The organism is Niveispirillum sp. GW835-FHT14G11 (genome assembly GCF_058793615.1).
Genome location: NZ_JBXAFZ010000001.1, coordinates 513,244 through 531,685, shown reverse-complemented (window position 1 = coordinate 531,685; position 18,442 = coordinate 513,244). Strand labels below are relative to the sequence as shown.

General features: G+C 64.7%; 14 protein-coding genes. 5 read left to right on the top strand and 9 right to left on the bottom strand.

The annotated features are described in order from the left end of the window. Positions 1 to 27 precede the first annotated feature (27 nt). From AC1Q7F_RS02645 to AC1Q7F_RS02635, 3 genes are all read right to left on the bottom strand, one after another. Entirely contained in the window at positions 28 to 2,232 is a 2,205-nt protein-coding gene (locus tag AC1Q7F_RS02645; RefSeq protein ID WP_492503509.1) for a TonB-dependent receptor, read from the bottom strand. 183 nt (positions 2,233 to 2,415) lie between these two features. After that, positions 2,416 to 3,288, bottom strand: coding sequence for an alpha/beta fold hydrolase (locus AC1Q7F_RS02640; protein ID WP_492503507.1), 873 nt, complete (start codon positions 3,286 to 3,288; stop codon positions 2,416 to 2,418). 80 nt (positions 3,289 to 3,368) lie between these two features. Next, the gene (locus tag AC1Q7F_RS02635; RefSeq protein WP_492503505.1) at positions 3,369 to 5,678 is read right to left on the bottom strand and encodes a TonB-dependent receptor; all 2,310 of its coding nucleotides are present in this window, start codon (positions 5,676 to 5,678) and stop codon (positions 3,369 to 3,371) included. 126 nt (positions 5,679 to 5,804) lie between these two features. On the opposite strand from AC1Q7F_RS02635, the gene AC1Q7F_RS02630 reads away from it, so the two are divergent. The 4 genes from AC1Q7F_RS02630 to AC1Q7F_RS02615 all read left to right on the top strand — a co-directional run bounded on the left by AC1Q7F_RS02630 (position 5,805) and on the right by AC1Q7F_RS02615 (position 10,397). Beyond that, positions 5,805 to 6,587, top strand: coding sequence for a TetR/AcrR family transcriptional regulator (locus AC1Q7F_RS02630; protein ID WP_492503503.1), 783 nt, complete (start codon positions 5,805 to 5,807; stop codon positions 6,585 to 6,587). 797 nt (positions 6,588 to 7,384) lie between these two features. Further along, positions 7,385 to 7,996, top strand: coding sequence for a glutathione S-transferase family protein (locus tag AC1Q7F_RS02625; RefSeq protein WP_492503501.1), 612 nt, complete (start codon positions 7,385 to 7,387; stop codon positions 7,994 to 7,996). Between the two features lie 271 nt (positions 7,997 to 8,267). After that, positions 8,268 to 9,533: a D-alanyl-D-alanine carboxypeptidase gene (locus AC1Q7F_RS02620; protein ID WP_492503499.1), complete on the top strand. Its 1,266-nt coding sequence runs from the start codon at positions 8,268 to 8,270 to the stop codon at positions 9,531 to 9,533. Between the two features lie 144 nt (positions 9,534 to 9,677). Continuing rightward, a complete protein-coding gene (locus tag AC1Q7F_RS02615; protein WP_492503497.1) occupies positions 9,678 to 10,397 on the top strand; it encodes a response regulator transcription factor in 720 nt (239 codons plus the stop codon). Between the two features lie 9 nt (positions 10,398 to 10,406). Here the strand turns inward: AC1Q7F_RS02615 and AC1Q7F_RS02610 are convergent, their stop codons facing one another. Continuing rightward, complete coding sequence (locus tag AC1Q7F_RS02610) at positions 10,407 to 10,829, bottom strand: NUDIX hydrolase (protein WP_492503495.1); 423 nt, start codon at positions 10,827 to 10,829, stop codon at positions 10,407 to 10,409. A 116-nt stretch (positions 10,830 to 10,945) separates the two neighbouring features. Here AC1Q7F_RS02610 and AC1Q7F_RS02605 point away from each other — a divergent pair, with 116 nt between their 5' ends. After that, positions 10,946 to 11,530 carry an NAD(P)H-dependent oxidoreductase gene (locus AC1Q7F_RS02605; protein WP_492503493.1) on the top strand — a complete coding sequence of 195 codons (585 nt, stop codon included), beginning with the start codon at positions 10,946 to 10,948 and terminating at the stop codon, positions 11,528 to 11,530. 20 nt (positions 11,531 to 11,550) lie between these two features. Here AC1Q7F_RS02605 and AC1Q7F_RS02600 read toward each other — a convergent pair whose 3' ends face one another. The 5 genes from AC1Q7F_RS02600 to AC1Q7F_RS02580 form a co-directional block, all read right to left on the bottom strand. After that, complete coding sequence (locus AC1Q7F_RS02600) at positions 11,551 to 12,438, bottom strand: phytanoyl-CoA dioxygenase family protein (RefSeq protein ID WP_492503491.1); 888 nt, start codon at positions 12,436 to 12,438, stop codon at positions 11,551 to 11,553. Positions 12,439 to 12,495: 57 nt separating this feature from the next. Beyond that, the gene (gene phbB, locus AC1Q7F_RS02595; protein WP_492503489.1) at positions 12,496 to 13,218 is read right to left on the bottom strand and encodes an acetoacetyl-CoA reductase; all 723 of its coding nucleotides are present in this window, start codon (positions 13,216 to 13,218) and stop codon (positions 12,496 to 12,498) included. Positions 13,219 to 13,363: 145 nt separating this feature from the next. Further along, positions 13,364 to 14,539, bottom strand: a complete 1,176-nt coding sequence (locus tag AC1Q7F_RS02590; protein WP_492503487.1) for an acetyl-CoA C-acetyltransferase — start codon at positions 14,537 to 14,539, stop codon at positions 13,364 to 13,366. Positions 14,540 to 14,666: 127 nt separating this feature from the next. Beyond that, positions 14,667 to 16,157 carry a sensor histidine kinase gene (locus AC1Q7F_RS02585; RefSeq protein WP_492503485.1) on the bottom strand — a complete coding sequence of 497 codons (1,491 nt, stop codon included), beginning with the start codon at positions 16,155 to 16,157 and terminating at the stop codon, positions 14,667 to 14,669. A 318-nt stretch (positions 16,158 to 16,475) separates the two neighbouring features. Then, complete coding sequence (locus tag AC1Q7F_RS02580) at positions 16,476 to 18,398, bottom strand: adenylate/guanylate cyclase domain-containing protein (protein ID WP_492503483.1); 1,923 nt, start codon at positions 18,396 to 18,398, stop codon at positions 16,476 to 16,478. Positions 18,399 to 18,442: the final 44 nt, after the last annotated feature.

The window sequence follows — 18,442 nt, the reverse complement described above, 5'->3', positions numbered from 1 at the left end:
GCGGCGGGAGCTTCGCGTCCGGCAGGGTCAGAAATCCAGGGTCGCTTCGACGCCGACGATGCGGCCCTTGGATAGCGGCGAGAAGGTGGCATTGGCAAAGAAGGGCAACTGCGTATCGCCGCCGAATGTCACCTCGTCCAGCAGGTTCTTGCCATAGAGCGACAGGGTCAGCTGGTCCTCCCAGGTGGTCAGCGACAGGCTGGCATCCACCATTTCCGCCCCGTTCAGGCGACCCCGGTTATTGTCCGTATAGAAGGACTTGTCGCGGTGGCTCCAGTTGGCCCGCAGGGTGACCATGCCAATCCCGTCCACATCCCGGTCGAAAGTGAAGCCGGCACCATAGGTCCAGGGCGCCAGGCGCGGCAGCTTCAAAGCCAGGTCGGCGGCATTGACCAACCGGTCGCCCGTCAGGTCGAACTTGACCTTGTCATATTCGCCCTTGGTGTAACCCAGCGTGGCACTGAGCAGCAGGCCATCGGCGACAAGTGCCTGCAGGTCGGCCTCCACGCCCCAGATGGTGGCGTCGGCGGTGTTGCGGATGATCTGCACGACGCCGGCGGTGGCGTCGGCCAGATTGACCTCGCGCTGCATGTCGCTGACATCATTGTAGAAGATGGCCGTGTTGAACCGGACATGATTGTCCAGCAGGTCGGACTTCATGCTGACCTCGTAGCTGTTCTGGCTTTCTTCGTCGAACGGGCCGGGCGCGGCGGTGGGCGAGGTGTTGCGCATGTTGTAGCCGCCGCTGCGGAAACCCTTGGTCCAGAAGCCATAGAGCAGGACATCGTCATTGGCCTTCCATTCCAGGCCCAGCTTCGGGGTGATGTTGTCCCAGGTCTGCTTGTCCAGAAAGTCGAAGGCGCAGACGCCCTTCACGTCGCAGGCCCCGGCGGGCAACTGGTCGATGCTGGGGGTAGCCGGACCGGGCCGCAGGGTGCCGATGCGGATATCCTTCTTTTCATAGCTGTAGCGCAGACCCGTGGTCAGGGTCACGGCATCGGACAGGCCGATATCCGCCGAGCCGAACACACCATAGGCGCTGCTGTCCTGCACGCCGCCACCATAGAGATAGCGCGCACCGTTCAGCAGAGCGCGGTTTTCCTGATAAGTCAGATCCTGCTGGAAATAATAAAGGCCGGTGGTCACCTCGACATTGCCGAAACTGCCGGCATAGCGCAGCTCGTTGCTGATCTGGTCCTGGTCGGTATCCAGTGAGGCATGAAACAGCGTCTGCGGTGAGGCATCAATATCCACCAGGTTGCGCTGCTTCATCTCGCGCCAGGCCAGGATATTGGTGATGACACCATCACCGAGGCCCACCCGCCAATTGCCCTCCGCGATGGCGTGATTCCATTTCAGGTCGTTGTAGCCGGGCAGGTTGATGGAGAAATCGAAACTGTCGCGGCTGTACAGGCCGTGGTTCTGGCCCGGCGGGCCGTCGCCCTCCTGGTCGCCATGTTCGTACCGCAGGACGATATCGACATCATCCGCCGGTTCCCAGGCCAGCGACGGGCGAATGACCGTCATCTTCGACCGGCCGAAATTATCGTCACCGTTGAACAGGTTCTCGAAATACCCATCATCATCATTGTGATAGATGGCGATCTTGGCCGCCAGCCCGCTGTCGCCCAGCGGGCCGGACAGGGTGGCGCCGACCGTCTTGTTCAGTCCGCTTTCCACCGACAGCTTGGCCGATGCCTCCACCTCTTCCAGGTTGGGGCGTTTGGTGCGGATCAGCACGGCACCGCCCGTGACGTTGCGGCCATAGAGCGTGCCTTGCGGACCGCGCAGCACCTCCACGCCTTCCAGGTCGAACAGGTCGAAGACAACGCCGGCATTGACGCCCAGATACATGCCATCGACGAAGACGCCGACGGTCGGCTCGATCGACGGGATCGAACTGTTGATGCCCAGGCCGCGGATGGAGAAGTTGGCGACACCCTTGGCTGTGCCGACATCGTCCAGACTGACATTGGGCAGACCGAAGCTGAGGCTGGACAGGTCGCGGACATGCAGGGCTTCCAACTGTTCCTCGCCGAAGGCCGAGATGGAGATGGACGTGTCCTGCGCCGCCTCGGCATTGGCGCGTTTGCGGGCCGTGACGATGATCTCGTCCAGCATCGCCGCCGCGGCCCCCTCGGTCTGCGCGATGGCCGGTGCGACCGGCAGCAGCGCCAGCAGCCCGACCATCGACACCGAACGGACCAAGCCCCGGGACATTTTGGCAATCATGCTTCCCTCCCTGTATTTTGATTTTGCGGTGCCGGGTTTTCCCGGTCACCGGCGGCGACTCCTCCCGCATTGCCAAGAGTATGGGTCCCGGGCAGACGGGTCTTTCGCCAGAGCGCACGGTTGTTACATCCGCGTGCACAGCAACGCATTTATCTGTCGGATAGACCGGCAGAGGTCTGTGGATCAGGAAACCCGTTCCAGAAAGGCACCGATGGCCTTGCTTGCCGCCGGTTCGGTCAGTTCCGGTGCGTGGCCCACATCCGGCACCTGCACATATTCCATGCCCGGCGCATGGCGGCGCATGCGTGCCACGATGGACGGCGTGATCAGGTCGGAAATGCCGCCATGCACCAGCAGTACCGGCCGCCGCCGCGCCAGCCGCCGGAACAGCAGCCAGGCCAGCAGCGATTGCGCGCCCGTGATGCCCTTTTCGATGGGTTTCACGATGGCCGCGTCATAGTCCGGAACAGGCCGTCCGTCCGCTCCCTCGCGAAAGCTCCGCCGTGCCATCCGGGACCAGTCCGCCGGCCCATAATGGGGAAATGCCGGCCCCATGATGTGGGCGATCCGGGCTTGGGCACCCGCCCAGTCGGCAATCTCCATGGGCTTGCCGGCATAGCTCTTGATCCGGGCGATGCCGGCCGGATCAAGGGAGGGGCCGATATCGTTCAGGATGGCCGCCGCTACGGCCCTCGACCGCCGTGCGGCGACCATCATGGTGATCAGCCCCCCCATGGATGTGCCCAGGAAGACGGCCCGTCCGATGCCCAGCCCGTCCATCATCTCCAGCACGTCGCGGGCATAGACCGGCGGGACGTAGTTCATCGGCTGCGGATCGCGGGCCGACCGCCCGCGCCCCCGCACATCCAGGGCCAGCACCCGTCGCCCCTGGCCCGCGATCCAGGGCGCGACATCCTCAAAATCCAGTGAATTGCGCGTCAGCCCGTGTAGGCAGATCACGGGCAGCCGTGCATCGCCGCCGACACCCACATAGTCGCGCGCAAACAGCAACAACCCATCGGAGGAGCGCCAATGGCGCATGGCGGGTTCGGTCATCCTGTTTCTCCCTCGGTTCCGTCCTTGGACATGGCGAATATCCCTCCCGCGTGCCCACAGACGCGCGGGACGGGCCTCCATCAGAACCGGGCTTCCGCCGTGACCTTGAATGTTCGTGGCGGACCATAGAAACCGATGACCGACTGACCGAAGCCGATGGACGGGAAATTATACCCACCGGTGCGATAGCGCGTGTCCGTCAGGTTGCGACCATAGAGACCGACACGATAGCGCTCATCAGCGGACATCCAGGTAACGCCGACATCGACCAGTTGATAGGCGTCCTGGTCGATGGCGGGCACCGGCGTCTCGAACAGGTTCACGGCACTGCGGAAGGAGAAGGCAGGCACGATGGCCAGCGTGCCGGCATCGCCAAGGTCCCTTGTGTAGGTCAGCGACAGGTTGCCATTCCATTTTGGCGTGTTCTGGAACCGACGCAGGTCTGCCACATCGACATAGGTCCGGCTGGCCAGATCAAAGACCAGGAACTCCTTGAACCTTGCATCGATGTAACCCAGGGACAGGCCCGCCATCAGGTCGGGCGCCAGCAAGGCCGTCGCCTCGATCTCCGCACCCTTGATACGGCTGTCGCCGACATTGTCGACGAAGCTGACCACGCCGGTATTGGTCAGGTTGGGCACCTGCGTCGTTACCTGCTGGCCGGAATAGTCGGTGTAGAAGACCGAGGCGTTGATGCGCAGCCGGTCCTCCATGAAATCACCCTTCACGCCCAATTCGAAGGAATCCACGATTTCCGGATCATAGCCTTGGACCGTGTCGGGCGTGGCGGTGGCATCGCCGCGCATGTCGAAACCGCCGGATTTGAACCCCCGGCTATAGGCGGCATAGAGGTTGACATCGTCACTGGCAGCGAAGGTGGCACTTACCCGTGGCGTGAATTCGGAGAAGCTGCGGTCATTGGTATAATTGGTCAGGACCTGCGGCACGTTAAACGGCGCCGGTAGCACCGGCACATAGGGCTTCACCAATGGACTGCCGATCGTACCGAAATAGTTGGCCTTGAAGACCACGGCATCCTTGTGGTCCCTGGTCCAGCGGGCGCCGGCCGACAGTTTCCACCGCTCTGCCAGATCGTAGCTGGCATCGCCGAACAAGGCGAAGCTGCCGGTATCGACGGAACCGGAGGTGAGTTGCGTCAGCGCCGTGCCCGCCGTCGGGTTCGGTACCGGGATGGCAGGATTGGCCACCAGTCCACGGCCCAGGACCGTGTCGAACTGGCCGCTGGCCCGGGCATCCATGTAATAGGCGCCGAACACGCCCTGCAGGCGTCCGGTATTCACCTGGGCCTGCAATTCCTGGCTGAACTGCCGGTCCTCATAAACCTTGCCACCGGCCACGATGTCCAGGTAGGGCTGCGGCAACCCGTCGAAATCAATACCGGCCCCGCTTGTATAGCCATCACGATAGGCGGTGATGGATTTGACGGTCAGCGTGTCCGTCGCCTCCCATTCACCGGATAGCGATACACCCTGGGTCACCACCTTGTTGTCGCTGCCCAGTCCGGCGCGGGTATCGTAGCGGCCAGGCAGGATGGCTGCTTGGCTGTTGGGTTCCAGCACCTCCCGCCGGCCATGGTTGGCGTTGGACTTGTCGACCAGCCGGTCCGCCGACAGGCGGAAGAACAGGGCATCGCCCGGTGTCAACTCGATTGACAGTCGGCCGGCCAGCATATCCTTGTCGTAATGTTCGGTACCGGTCGTGATGTTCTTGCCATAGCCATCGCGCGAATACAGGGCGACGGCACCGCCAACCGACAGTTTGTCGGTCAGGGGCAAGGCGCCGGACGCAACGGCGTTGCGTTCATTATAGGACCCGATCTCCGCCCTTGCCGTCAGGCGGGGCTCGTCACCCAGGCGGCGGGTGACATACTTGATGGCGCCGCCGATGGTGTTGCGCCCATAGAGCGTGCCCTGCGGGCCGCGCAGCACCTCGATCCGGTCAATGTCATAGATGTCCAGCACAGCACCCTGAGGCCGGGCAATGTAGACATCATCGACATAAAGCCCGACGCCCGGCTCGAAGCCCCAGAGCGGGTCCTGCTGGCCGATACCGCGGATGAAGGCGGTCAGGGTGGAATTGGAGCCGCGCGCCACCTGGAAGGTGACATTCGGCGTGGAACGTTGCAAGGCCGTGATGTCCGGCGCCCCCTGCTGCTCCAGCGTGTCGGCCGTGAAGGCGGTGACGGCGATGGGCACATCCTGCAGGTTTTCAGCCCGCCGCCGGGCGGTGACCACGATTTCTTCCAGCATTACGCCTGTCGCCGCACCCTCAGCTGCCGTTTGCGCCACGGCGGCACCGCCGGGCAGCAACGCGGCCAGTGCCGCCCCGATGAGCAAGGTTGGGCGCAGGGCACCCCTGTTGGCAATCATCCTATCCTCCCAGATTATATATGCGCCATTGTTCAGCGCTTGATGAACAATGTATGAATGTACCCAATGCAGACGGAAGTCAACATTGTTCATCAATTGATGAACAATCCGACAAGAGTGATGAACATGGACGAGGTGATCGACAATCAGCAGCGACAGAGCGCCCGGCCCGAGACGGGCCGGGCCGGCAGCCGCGCACGCCGGCACAAGGCGGCAGCCACCGATGGTCCGGGCCAATCCAAGAAGGACCTGAAAAGCCAGGAGCGCCGGACACTGCTGCTCGACGCGGCGGAGGAACTGTTCTCACAGCACGGGTTCTACGGCGTCACGGTGCGCAATGTGGCCGATGCCGTGGGCGTGGACTCCGCCTTGGTCCATTATTATTTCGGGACGAAGCGCGAGTTGTTCGACGCCGTGTTGACGCGCCGCGCGGAACCGATCAACACCGCCCGTCTGCTTTCGATGGAACGGTACGAAGCGGAACAGGGAGATGCGGTCACCGTGGAAGGGGCCGTGCGCGCCTTCCTGGAACCGATTTTCGACGTCAACCGGCGCGGCGAACCGGGCTGGAAGAATTTCAGTGCCCTGGTCGCCCTGGTCAATAACAGCCGGGGGTGGGGCGGCGAGACCATGAGCCGGCATTTCGACCCTGTCATCCACCGCCTGCTGGACCTGATCGCCCGCGCCTTGCCCGGTGCGCGGCGAGAGGATCTCTATTGGGGCTATCAGATGCTCTCAGGCTCGCTGCTGATCATCCAGGCTGCCACCGGGCGCCTGGAATTGCTCTCCGGCGGCCTGTGCCGCTCCGACGATGTGGACGCTTATGCCGAACGCATGATCCGCTATGCCGCCGCTGGGTTCAGGGAGGTACATGCCTATTCCCGGGAAGTAGCGCACCCGGTTGACTGATCACGCCGCCTGCGGCCGGCGAACCATAGGCGGCTCCGGGACACCGGTGATGCTGCGCTTCCTATCCCGCAAGACTATAAATCGCCGGTGTGCTTCTTCTAAGGCGTCGCAAAAGTTCCGCTTTCCGGCATGGATGATTCCGTCTTTAAGGGCCGTTGGGCGCAAAGCAGTATCACCGCCCCCATCGGGCATGCGCATCATGATCCAGACCCAGAAGCTCTCCACCAACGACCGCAGTCCGGCGGTGCGGGTGCCGGCGGCCCTTCGGTTCGGGGCAAAGGGAATGTCCATCCGGCGCCCCCTCCCCCGCGACGGGCGCCATCATCGGGCCGCGCAAGCTGGCGGAGTGGGCCATCGGGTGCTGGCCAGGACAGGGGCGGAGCCGCCTCGGCACGGGTGCGAACCCGCGCTAATTGCTGACTTCTCACCCTCTCCGTGCCATACTGCCCTGGTAAACGTCACCCTTCTGCGCCCACCCCGCCCGCATTCGGAGCCAGCCGCACGTGCGCTCTGAAACAACGGGTGTTTTTCTGTTTCACCATGTTGCATTTGACCCGACCATTCGGAGGTGGCGACCACCGGCCTCTGAAACACACCCCTTTCCTGTGTTGCATGATGTTGCGTTGGCGCCATCCATTCGGAGCCAACCCACCATCCTCTCCGAATGATCCCGATCCCGGACCCGGTTGACACCACCTCAACCGGCCCATACCAGCAGCCGGCTTTGGCGACGGGGAGGCGTGACCTGGGTCCCCGGAGCAGGCATCATGGCGGGAAATTGATCGGGAGGCCCTTCCATGCTGCTCTATGACGATGCCATCGCCCCTACGCCGCGACGGGTGCGCATGTTCCTGGCCGAAAAGGGGGTGGAGATCCCCCGCCGGCCGGTGATCATCGGCAAGGGGGAGCATCTGTCGCCCGACTATCGGGCACTGGTACCCAGCGGGCGGGTGCCGGCCCTGGCGCTGGATGACGGCACGGTGATCTGCGAAAGCGTGGCCATCTGCCGCTATATCGAGGAACTGCATCCCGAGCCCAACCTGATGGGCCGTGACGCCAAGGAACGGGCCATCATCGAGATGTGGCAGCGGCGGATGGAGTTCGAGCTGCTGCTGCCCTTTGCCGGGGTGTTCCGCCACACCCATCCCAAGATGGCGGCGCTGGAATGCCAGGTCCCGGCCTATGCCGACGCGCAGAAGCCGCAGGCCGAGAAACGCCTGGGGCAGCTGGATCGCGACCTGGGCGTCACCGGTTTCGTAGCGGGCGACCGGTTCACCATCGCCGATATCACCGCCTTCACGACATTGAGCTTCTTTCCACGCCTGTGCGGCATCGTCATCGATGAGACGCTGCCCAATATCCGGCGCTGGCTGGCGGATGTCGGGGCGCGGCCCAGCGCGGCGGCGTGATACAATGGTCATGTCTTTTGACCATTGTATCGGCGGCGACCGCCGCCGCGCGGCTCGTGCCGCGTAGCCAAGCCCCGGAGGGGCGCCGGCGATTGAGACGAAGGAAAGCAACCCTATCCGGGTATGCCGATCGGGTAGGCACTTGAAATGCGGCCATAATTTGCCCCGGGTAAAGGCATTTTCTTAACGACTTCCCGCTAGACATTGATAATCATCGCCTTTAGCTTGGCGGGAAAGCGAGACATCCGGCGTATTCGAAGGGGGTTGGGGCATGGCGTTCACGACGGTCTGGCGGCGTTCGACGGCCCATTCCCGCAAGATGGTGACAGCTGTCGCCCTGGCGGCCCTGGTGGCCGTCGCCACCCCCGTCGCGGCCCTGGCCAAATATGCCTCCATCGTCATTGATGCCAAGACCGGCGAGGTCCTGCACGAGGCCAGCGCCGATACCCGCAATTTCCCGGCCAGCATGACCAAGATGATGACCCTGCATCTGGTCTTCGATGCGCTGGATGCCGGCAAGATCCGCCTGACCCAGCCCCTGCCCGTCTCCCAGCATGCCTCCAACATGGAACCCAGCAAGCTGGGCCTGCGGCCGGGCGAAACGGTCACGGCGGAGCAGTGCATCCAGGCCCTGGTCACCAAGTCGGCCAATGATTGCGCCGTGGTCCTGGCCGAAGCGCTGGGCGGCACGGAGGCGAAGTTCGCCAATATGATGACCAACCGGGCGCGCCAGCTGGGCATGACCCGCACCACCTTTCGCAACGCTTCCGGTCTTCCCAATGCCGGGCAGCTGTCGACGGCCCGTGATTTCGCGCGGCTGGCGCAGAGCCTGATCTATGACCATGCCAAATATTACCCGTATTTCTCCACCACCTCCTTCACCTACAAGGGGGCTGTCCACCGCAACCATAACCGGCTGATGGCCCGGTATGAGGGGATGGACGGGCTGAAGACCGGCTATATCCGCGCCTCGGGCTTCAATCTGGCGGCCTCGGCCGTGCGCGACGGGCGGCGGCTGATCGGCATCGTGTTTGGCGGCCAGACCGGCACCTGGCGCGACAACCATATGGCCGACCTGCTGGACGACGCCTTCTCCGGCAAGCGCGCCGCCCCGATGCTGGTGGCCAGCAACCAGTCCAAGCAGCCGGCCAAGGCCAAGACCCGGGCCAAGCCGGCCGCACCGGCGGAAACCATGGTCGCTGCCGTGTCGGACAGCATCATCGGCACCGCCAACGCCGCCCCGGCCATGGCCGTCGCCGGCAGCGTCCCGACGTCGCGGGCCAATGGCGGCTGGGCCATCCAGGTCGGTGCCTTCAACGACAAGGGCCAGAGCCAGCGGGCCGTGAACCAGGCCACGCAGAAGGCCGGCACCCTGCTGGATGCCGCCACCCCGCACCTGATGGAAGTGTCCACGGCCCGCGGCACGCTGTACCGCGCCCGCCTGACCGGCCTGGACGAGAAGACGGCGCGCCGTGCCTGCGCCCAACTGTCCAAGTCTGGCCAGAACTGCCTGACCCTGCCGCCGGCGGGTTTGTGACACGGCACTTTATGCTGTCTCTGCGATGCGGCCCGCCCCTCCGGCGGGCCGCTTTCGCTTGGCGCACACTTCATGGCCATTGACGGCGGCGGTGACTCGTCATAGAGCAAATCCCGTTAACCAATTTCCAACGCTGGATCGGGCATGGATGCGCAGACGATTGCCATCGTCGAGGATGACGGCGAGGTCAGGGACATGCTGGCCGAATTCCTGGCCGGCCAGGGGTTCGGCATCATCACCGCCTGCGACGGCGCCAGTTTTCGCGCCCATATGGCGGAAAGGCGGCCGGATCTGGTGATCCTGGATATCGGCCTGCCGGATGATCATGGCTATACGCTTATGGAATGGCTGCGCGGGCGTGGGGTGGACAGCCCGCCCATCATTATCGTCACCGGCGCCACCAGCCCCCGCGACCGCAGCGCCGGGCTGGACTTAGGCGCGGACGACTATATCTGCAAGCCGTTCGACATGGGGGAGCTGCTGTCGCGGGTGCGCGCCGTCCTGCGCCGCGCCGCGCCGCGTCCGCCGGAACCGGCCGCCTCGGACTTGCATATCCGCTTCGGCCCCTGGCTGCTGAAGCGCGACGACAGGGTGCTGGTGCATGTGCCGGACGAGCGGATCGTGGATCTGACGGCCATGGAATTCGACCTGCTGTCGGTCATGGTGCAGCGGCCGCTTCAGGTGCTGAGCCGGGACGAGCTGCTGCAACTGGCCCATACCCGCCGGGCCGAACCGTTCGACCGCGCCATCGATGTGCGCATCACCCGGCTGCGCAAGAAGATCGAGATCAACCCCAACCATCCCGGATATATCCGCACCATCCGCGGCACGGGCTATATGTTCCATCCGGAAGGGGAAGTGTAGGAAGGCGGATCAGGCCGCGAACGCCGCGCGCAGAACCTGTTTCAGCGGTTCCCAGGCCACCAGCGCCTCGCACTCGGCCAGGGTCGCCCACCGGGCATCCAGCGCATCGTCGGCCGGCACGGGATCACCTGACACCCAGTCGGCCGTGACGTCCACGATGGTATAGTGGAACCGCAGCACGCCCTCGGCGTCGCGCACGATATTGTCCACGGCGGTCAGGATGGACCGGGCACGGGCCGTGATGCCGGTTTCCTCCCTCACTTCCCGCTCCGCCGCTTCGAACAGCGTCTCCCCCAGTTCCTGGCTGCCGCCGGGCAGCGACCATTCACCATAGCCGGGTGGCTTGCCACGCCTGATCAGCAGCACCTGCCCGTCCTTCCAGACGAGGCAGCCGACGCCGACGCGCGGATGGGTGGGGGCGGGATGGGGCATGGTGTTTTCCGGTGAAAAGATTGATGATCGTCCATATCGCTTGACCCGCATCAAGGCGCGGGACAACGGGACGATCCTATCCTGAGGCTGGATGCAAGACGGAGGGGATTTGCGACATGGCGACCATCACCTTGATCCAGGGCCATCCCGACGCGGGCAACGGCCATCTGCTTGACCTGCTGGCCGATGCCTATCTGGATGGGGCGGCGGCCGGTGGGCACACGGCCGAACTGCTGCGCCTGAACGCGCTGACCTTCCCCCTGATCCGATCCAAGCAGGATTGGGAGGAAGGTGAGGTGCCACCCGATATCCAGGCGGCACAGGCGGCCATCCTGTCGGCGACCCATCTGGTCTTTCTGTTCCCGCTCTGGCTGGGTGATGTACCGGCCCTGATGAAGGCCTTCCTGGAACAGGTGGCGCGCCCGTCCTTCCTGCTGGCGGAACCAGACAAGGGCTTCGCCAGTCCCCGCCGGCTGTCCGGGCGCAGCACGCGCAGCATCGTCACCATGGGGATGCCAGCCTTGCTGTACCGGCTGTACTTCCTGTCGCATGGGGTGCGCAGCTTCAAACGTAACGTATTGGGCTTCGCCGGGCTGGGGCCGAATGCCGACACGCTGATCGGCATGGTGGAAAACATGCCCAGGGAAAGGCGAGATCGGCTGGTGACACGCATGGAGGCGTTGGGCCGGGCGGGGGCGTGATCCTCCCGCCGATCCCACACTCAAACCCGGCGCAGCATCCGCTGAGCCGAGCGGGCAAGGCGCATCAAGGTGGGGTTGTCATAGATCGCCACCTTCAGCCGGGCCATCATGTCCGCCCGCAAGCTGTATTCAGGCTGATTGGCGAAGTACCGATAGGGACCGTCCTCTGTGAAGGCAACCCAATCCTTGGCGAGAAACAGGTTTCCGAAGGCCATGCCTTCCGGCAGGTAATGCGCGGTCAGCGACTTGCGCGACAGGGCCGGGTCCTGGGTCGGAAGCGCGCCATGGATGGTGCGGGAATTCCAGATGATGACGTCGCCCTTGCGCATCTCGGGCGCATCCACAGCCTCCGGATGACTGTCGACATGCCGCTTCATCAAAGCCAGCCAAGTGTCATGGCGCAATGATCGCAGGTCGTCATGCAGCTTCATCTCATGCGTGCCGCTCATCAAATAGAAACGGCCCGCTTCTGCGGGAATATCCTCCAGGGCGATCCAGGCGGCGGCCAACTGGCCATTGGGCACGCTGTCCAGATACCACCAATCCTGATGCGGCGGGGTGGCGGCGTTCTTGTCGAACAGCATTGACTGCATCAGGTCCAGGCTGCGATGGCCCGTCGCCTCCGCCAGCGCCGCCTTCAATGCGGGATCGAACAGGATGTTCAGAACGCCCTGGCGGACCCGGGGTACGCGCTTGTAATGGTGCGGATCGAGAAAGGAATTGGTGACGTGGCCGTGCGCATCGATGCGATTCGGCTCATACCGGTTGGTGTTCTGCCGAAAGAACCTGGAAGCGCTCTGCAGGAGGTCTTCCGCGTAGACTGCCATCAATGTATCGATAAGCGCCGGATCAACCAGACCGGGCACCTTCACCCAGCCATCACGGCGGTACTGGTCGGCCAATGCCATGCTGACTGTCCCCAAGAAGGCATGGTGGGGCCGCTCCGCAGCCCCACCTGGTCCCAATCAATACATGTGCTGACCGCCATTGATGGACAGGGTCGAGCCGGTGATGAACCCGCCCTCGTCCGCCACCAGGAACAGCACGCCGCGGGCGATCTCCGAGGCCTGGCCCAGGCGGCCCACCGGCACCTTGGCGACGATTTTTTCCAGCACATTGGGCGGCACGGCGCGGACCATGTCGGTATCGATATAGCCGGGCGCGATGGCGTTGACCGTGATGCCTTTGGCGGCCCCTTCCTGGGCCAGGGCCTTGGTGAAGCCATGGATGCCCGACTTGGCGGCGGCATAGTTCACCTGGCCATACTGGCCGGCCTGGCCGTTGATGGAGCCGATATTGACGATGCGGCCGAAATTGCGCTCCCGCATGCCGTCGATCACGGCGCGGCAGGTGTTGAAGCAACTGGACAGGTTGGTCTGGATGACGGCGTTCCACTGCTCGAAATTCATGCGGTGCATGACGCCGTCGCGGGTGATACCGGCATTATTGACCAGCACCTCGACCGGACCCAGCTCCGCCTCGATCTGCGCCACTGATGCCTTCACGGCGTCGAAGTCCGACACGTCGAACTTGTAGGCCTTGATGCCCGTGCGTTCGGTGAATTCGGCGGCAGCCTGATCGTTGCCGCCATAGTTCGCGGCGACGATATAGCCGGCATCCTTCAGCGCGACCGAAATCGCCTCGCCGATGCCGCGCGTGCCACCCGTCACCAATGCCACTCGTGCCATTTGTTTCCCCCGTTGGTTTGGCCTTCGGCCTGCTGAAAATAACTGAATGATATACTAACGGCGTTGCGTCGCCTTGACGTGCCTCAGGGGTCCGCACCCTGAAAGCGAACGGGGGTGCTTTTGGCACCCCCGCTGAAACGTGGCCTCAGTCGCGCTCGACACACAGCGCGACGCCCATGCCGCCGCCGATGCACAGGGTCGCCAGCCCCTTCTTGGCATCGCGTCGGATCATCTCATGCAGCAGCGTGACCAGCACGCGGGCGCCCGAGGCGCCGATCGGGTGACCCAGCGCGATGGCGCCGCCATTGACATTGACCTTGGCCGGATCGAAGCCCAGGTCGCGGTTGACCGCGATGGCCTGGGCCGCGAACGCCTCATTCGCCTCGATCAGGTCCAGCTGGTCCACCGACCAGCCCGCCTTGCGCAGCGCCTCGCGGCTGGCCGGGATGGGGCCGGTGCCCATGATCGACGGGTCGACGCCGGCCGTAGCCCAGGACGCGATGCGGGCCAACGGGGCCACGCCGCGCTTGGCGGCATTGTCGCCGCGCATCAGCACCAGGGCTGCTGCCCCGTCATTGATGCCCGACGCGTTGCCGGCGGTGACCGAACCGTCCTTCTTGAAGGCCGGGCGCAGCTTGGCCAGGGTCTCAGGCGTGGTGCCATGCTTGGGATATTCATCGCTGTCGACGATCACGTCGCCCTTGCGGCCGGCGACGGTGACGGCGGCGATCTCATCCTTGAAGCGGCCTTCCTTCTGGGCGGCCTCGGCCTTATTCTGGGAGCCGGCAGCGAACGCGTCCTGTTCCTCACGCGTGATGCCATACTTGGCGGCCACGTTCTCCGCCGTCTGGCCCATATGATAGCCGTTGAAGGCGTCCCAGAGGCCGTCCTTGATCATGGTGTCGATCATGGCGGCGTCACCCATCTTGGTGCCGCCGCGCAGGAACAGGCTGTGGGGTGACAGGCTCATGCTCTCCTGCCCGCCGGCCACCACCACATCAGTATCGCCCAGCAGCAGCGACTGGTAACCCAGGGCCACGGCGCGCAGGCCGGAGCCGCAGATCTGGTTGATGGCATAGGCGGTGCGGGCGGCCGGGATGCCGGCGGCGATGGCGGCCTGGCGGGCCGGATTCTGGCCCAGGCCGGCGGTCAGCACATGACCCAGCACCACTTCCGAAACCTCGGCCGCGTCGGTCTTGGCACGCTCCAGTGCGGCGCGGATGGCCACTTCGCCCAGCTTGTGCGCGGGCACGGACCCGAGCGCGCCGCTGAACGCGCCGATCGGGGTGCGGGCCGCACCGGCAATTACCACTTCGACCATGGTTCGTCTCCTCAAACGTGTCGGGTCCGGTGTCGGCCCCGGCTTGTCGCCATCACGAGGGCAAGCTTAGGCGGAAGCGGCGGGGGCGTGCAAGCAACGGGTCCACACCAGCCCTGACACAACCGCATTATTGCGCTGCATCATGCTCAGGTCTTCCCGGACTGACCCGCGGGAAGACCAGGGTGAACAGGGCCCCGCCCTGCGGTGCCGCCGCCACGCGCACCGTACCGCCCATGCGCACGGTGACAATATTGTAAAGAAGGTGGAGGCCCAGGCCCGATCCGCCGGTGCCGCGACGGGTGGTGAAGAAGGGTTCGAAGATGCGGGGCCAGAGGTCGCGGGGAATGCCTTGCCCATCGTCGCTATAGGCCAGTTCCACCATGTCATCATCCAGCAGCCGGGCCGCCAGGCGCAGGGTGCCGTCACGCCGATCGTCCGGATAGGCATGCATGATGGAATTGATCACCAGATTGGTGATGATCTGGGCCATGGCGCCGGGATGGCCATCCATCTCGACCCCGTCCGGCACCGCCATTTCCACCTTGTGGCCGGCATGGCGGATGCGGGGCGCCAGGCTGGCCAGCACCTCCGCCACATAGGCCCGCAAATCATAGGGGCGGCGGGCGTCAGACGACTGGTCCACCGCCACTTCCTTGAAAGACTGGATCAGCTCCGCCGCACGGGTGGCGTTCTTCTCGATCAGGGTGGCCAGTTCGTCCACCACCGACAGATATTCGTCGAAGGTCGAACGCCGCAGCTGCCCGTCGGCCGCCAGGGCCAGGATGCGCGCCGTCTCCGTCCGCAACTGGGAAGCACCGGTGACCGCCAGCCCCACAGGCGTATTCACCTCATGCGCCACGCCGGCCACCATCGACCCCAGGCTGGCCATCTTTTCCTGCAAAATCATCTGTGACTGGGTTTCGCGCAGGTCGACCAGGGTCTTTTCCGCGGCCACCTGTGCCTGCTCGGCCCGCCGCCGCCCCTCAATCGCCGCATCGCGGGCCTGTTGCAGCATGCGCCGCGTCTTGGTGCGGGCCGACTGCGCCGACAGGTTGGCCAGGACCAGCAGCACCAAGGCGGTCAGCAGGAAGGCGAATCGGCTGTGGATGTCGGCCGGGGCATCGCCGACATGCAACTGCCAGACATAAGTGCCGGCAATGACGGCCAGGAAGCCGGTAAAGAAGAACAGGATGGCGCGGTTGCCGCCGAAATTGCCGGTCGTCGCCACTCCTGTCAGGAACAGCGGCACCAGGGGCGAGGCCACGCCGCCCGTGTAATGCAGCAGGATGGCGATCAGGCAGAGACCTGCGAGATTGTTGGCAATGGTCACCTGATGGAAACGGCCCGACAGCCGCACCGTGACCAGATTGCCGCCGACCAGCAGCGCGTAGGCGGCCCAAGCCAGACTGACCGGATCAAACGGTCCCTCATTCACCGCCCAGATGCCATAAAGCACCAGGATTCCGACCAGGATCAACAGGGTGATGCGGATGAAGGCGCGGGCGCGCAGCAGTTGCTTTTCGTCGAATCCATGGGCGCGCATTGCGGCGGGAAGGAACAGGTCCGTCGCCGCGCGCAAGGCCTTTGCCGGCCATAACCGCCAGCTTTCCGCGCCCATGCGCCCGCCCTCCGACCGTCGGTTTCCCTCATATCAGGCTGGCCGAAGTCCAGTAAAAGCTCAATGGGTTAAGCAGCTTCGTCGCGTAAAATTTACACGTCTGCAACTTATTGTGTAGTCCCTCAGGCGCCGGACGCCGCCATCCGGCGGCTTGGCTCGCGGCGCACGAGCGCCGGGCCGGCGGTCGCCGGCCTGATTGTGTTGTTCCCTGGAGGCGCCGGGCGCCGCCATCCGGCGGCTTGGGCTTACGCCGCACGAGCGCCGGGCCGGCGGTCGCCGGCCTGATTGTGTTGTTCCCTGGAAGCACCGGGTGCCGCCTTACGACGGCACCACCAGCCGCCAGACATCGACCAGCGACGCGCGGCCCCGCAGCGAGAAGGCGCCGATCGGGGTCAGCGGCATGTCCACGGTGCAGGAGCCTGCGGCCCGCACCGTGTCGTCGCTGACCAGCACGACATAGCATTCGTCGCCCATCATCTCCCCGCCCAGCGCCTCCAGCCTTGCGGCGGTATTCACCGTATCGCCGACAATGGTGTAGTTGATGCGGGTTGCCGCCCCGATATTACCGACGATGACCGGGCCGGAATGCACACCCACGCGCAGGCAGACGGGCGGCAGGCCGGCGGCCTGGGCCTCCTCCGCCTCCTCCTTCACCACCTGCGCGATGGACAGGGCGGCGCGCAGGGCGCGGGACGCATGGTCGGGCTGTTCGTCGGGTGCACCCCAGAAGGCCATGACGGCATCGCCGATGAACTTGTCCACCGTGCCGCCCTCCGCCTCGATGCAGGCGGCGATGCGGGTGAAATGGCGGTTCAGCCAGTCGGCCGTGTCCTGCGGCGACATCTTCTCCGCCATGGCGGAGAAACCCTTGATATCGGTGAACAACACCGTCACCTCCCGCTCCTCCGACGGGATTTCCGACTGGGCGCCGTCGCGGCGGATCAGGCGCAGGACCAGCGACTTGGGCACATAGGTCTCGAACCAGCGCAGGCCGCTGACCATGGCGTTGAAGGCAGCGGCGGCATCCGCCACCTCGCGGAACCGGCTGTCGGGCAGGCGCGGCACATTCTGGAAATCCAGGTCGCGCAGGGCCACGGCGGCACCCGACAGCAGGCGGATGCGCCGGCTGATCATCTTGCCCACCAGCATGGCGGCCAGGACCGAGGCGATCAGGATGAAGAAGCCGACGACCAGCAGATGCTGGAACCGTTCCAACTCGCGGTCCACATCCTCCTCCCGCATCACCACGACCAGGGTGAAGGGATGCTCGCCATAATCGGAAATAGTGCGCAGCAGATAGAAATAGTCGATGCCATCCACCTCCGCCTGACGGAACTGCAGGTCGCTGCGCCGTTCGTCCAGGCTGGTTTCAACCTTCTTGCCCTCGTTCCATTTGGCCAGCTTGGTGCCCACCCCGTCCGGTCCGACGACGGACCAGATGGCGGTCGCCACGGGATCGCCCACCTCCTCCAAGGTTGGCAAGGGTGGGCGGTCCTTGACCTTGGAGAAGTCGAACTTGCGTTCAGCCAGGGCCGGGTGGGCCAGGACATAATGATCGTCGAACAGGATGAAGCTGGTCAGGTCGTCATCGCGGTCGGCATCGCGCAGGAAGCGCGACAGGCCATTGAAGCCCACCACCGAGGCGATGGCGCCGAGGAACTGCCCGTCGCGGCGCAGCGGCCCCTGCACGGGCATCACTGTCGTTTCGATCTCCTCCGCCCAAACGGGGTCGACCCAATGGGCCGACCCGGTCCGCAGCACATCCGCCAGGATCTTCGCCGCGTCGTCCGCCTGTTCCATGGACAGGGATGTGCCGGTATCACCCGCGCGGGCGGCACCGATCATCCGGGTGTCGCCATCAGCACGCACGATGCCGATTCCGGCCACCTGCGGCGTAGCGGCCAGCGCCCCCCGGACAACCAACTTCAGTCGTTCGGTATCGTCGATCGACACCTGGCCGGTGGCCAGCATGTTGGTCAGGTAATCGACCTGGTTGCGGGCCGGGTCCAACTGGGCACGCACCCGCGCTTCGGCCATGTTCATGGCCAGTTCGGCCTTGTCGGCCAGAAGGTTGTAGGTGTTGCGGCCCGATGTCTGGACACCCAGCCAGAAGACGCTGGCCACGGCCACCAGCATCAGCCCGCCCAGGCCCAAGGTCAGGACCACGGCAATGGGTAGACGCATCCGGCCCTTGCGGGCCGTCGTCTCTTCACAAGCGGGAAGGGTCAGCAGGTTCTTCATGGGCGCCGGAGGGTACAGGAGCGTCGGTCAGCCGGCAACCACCG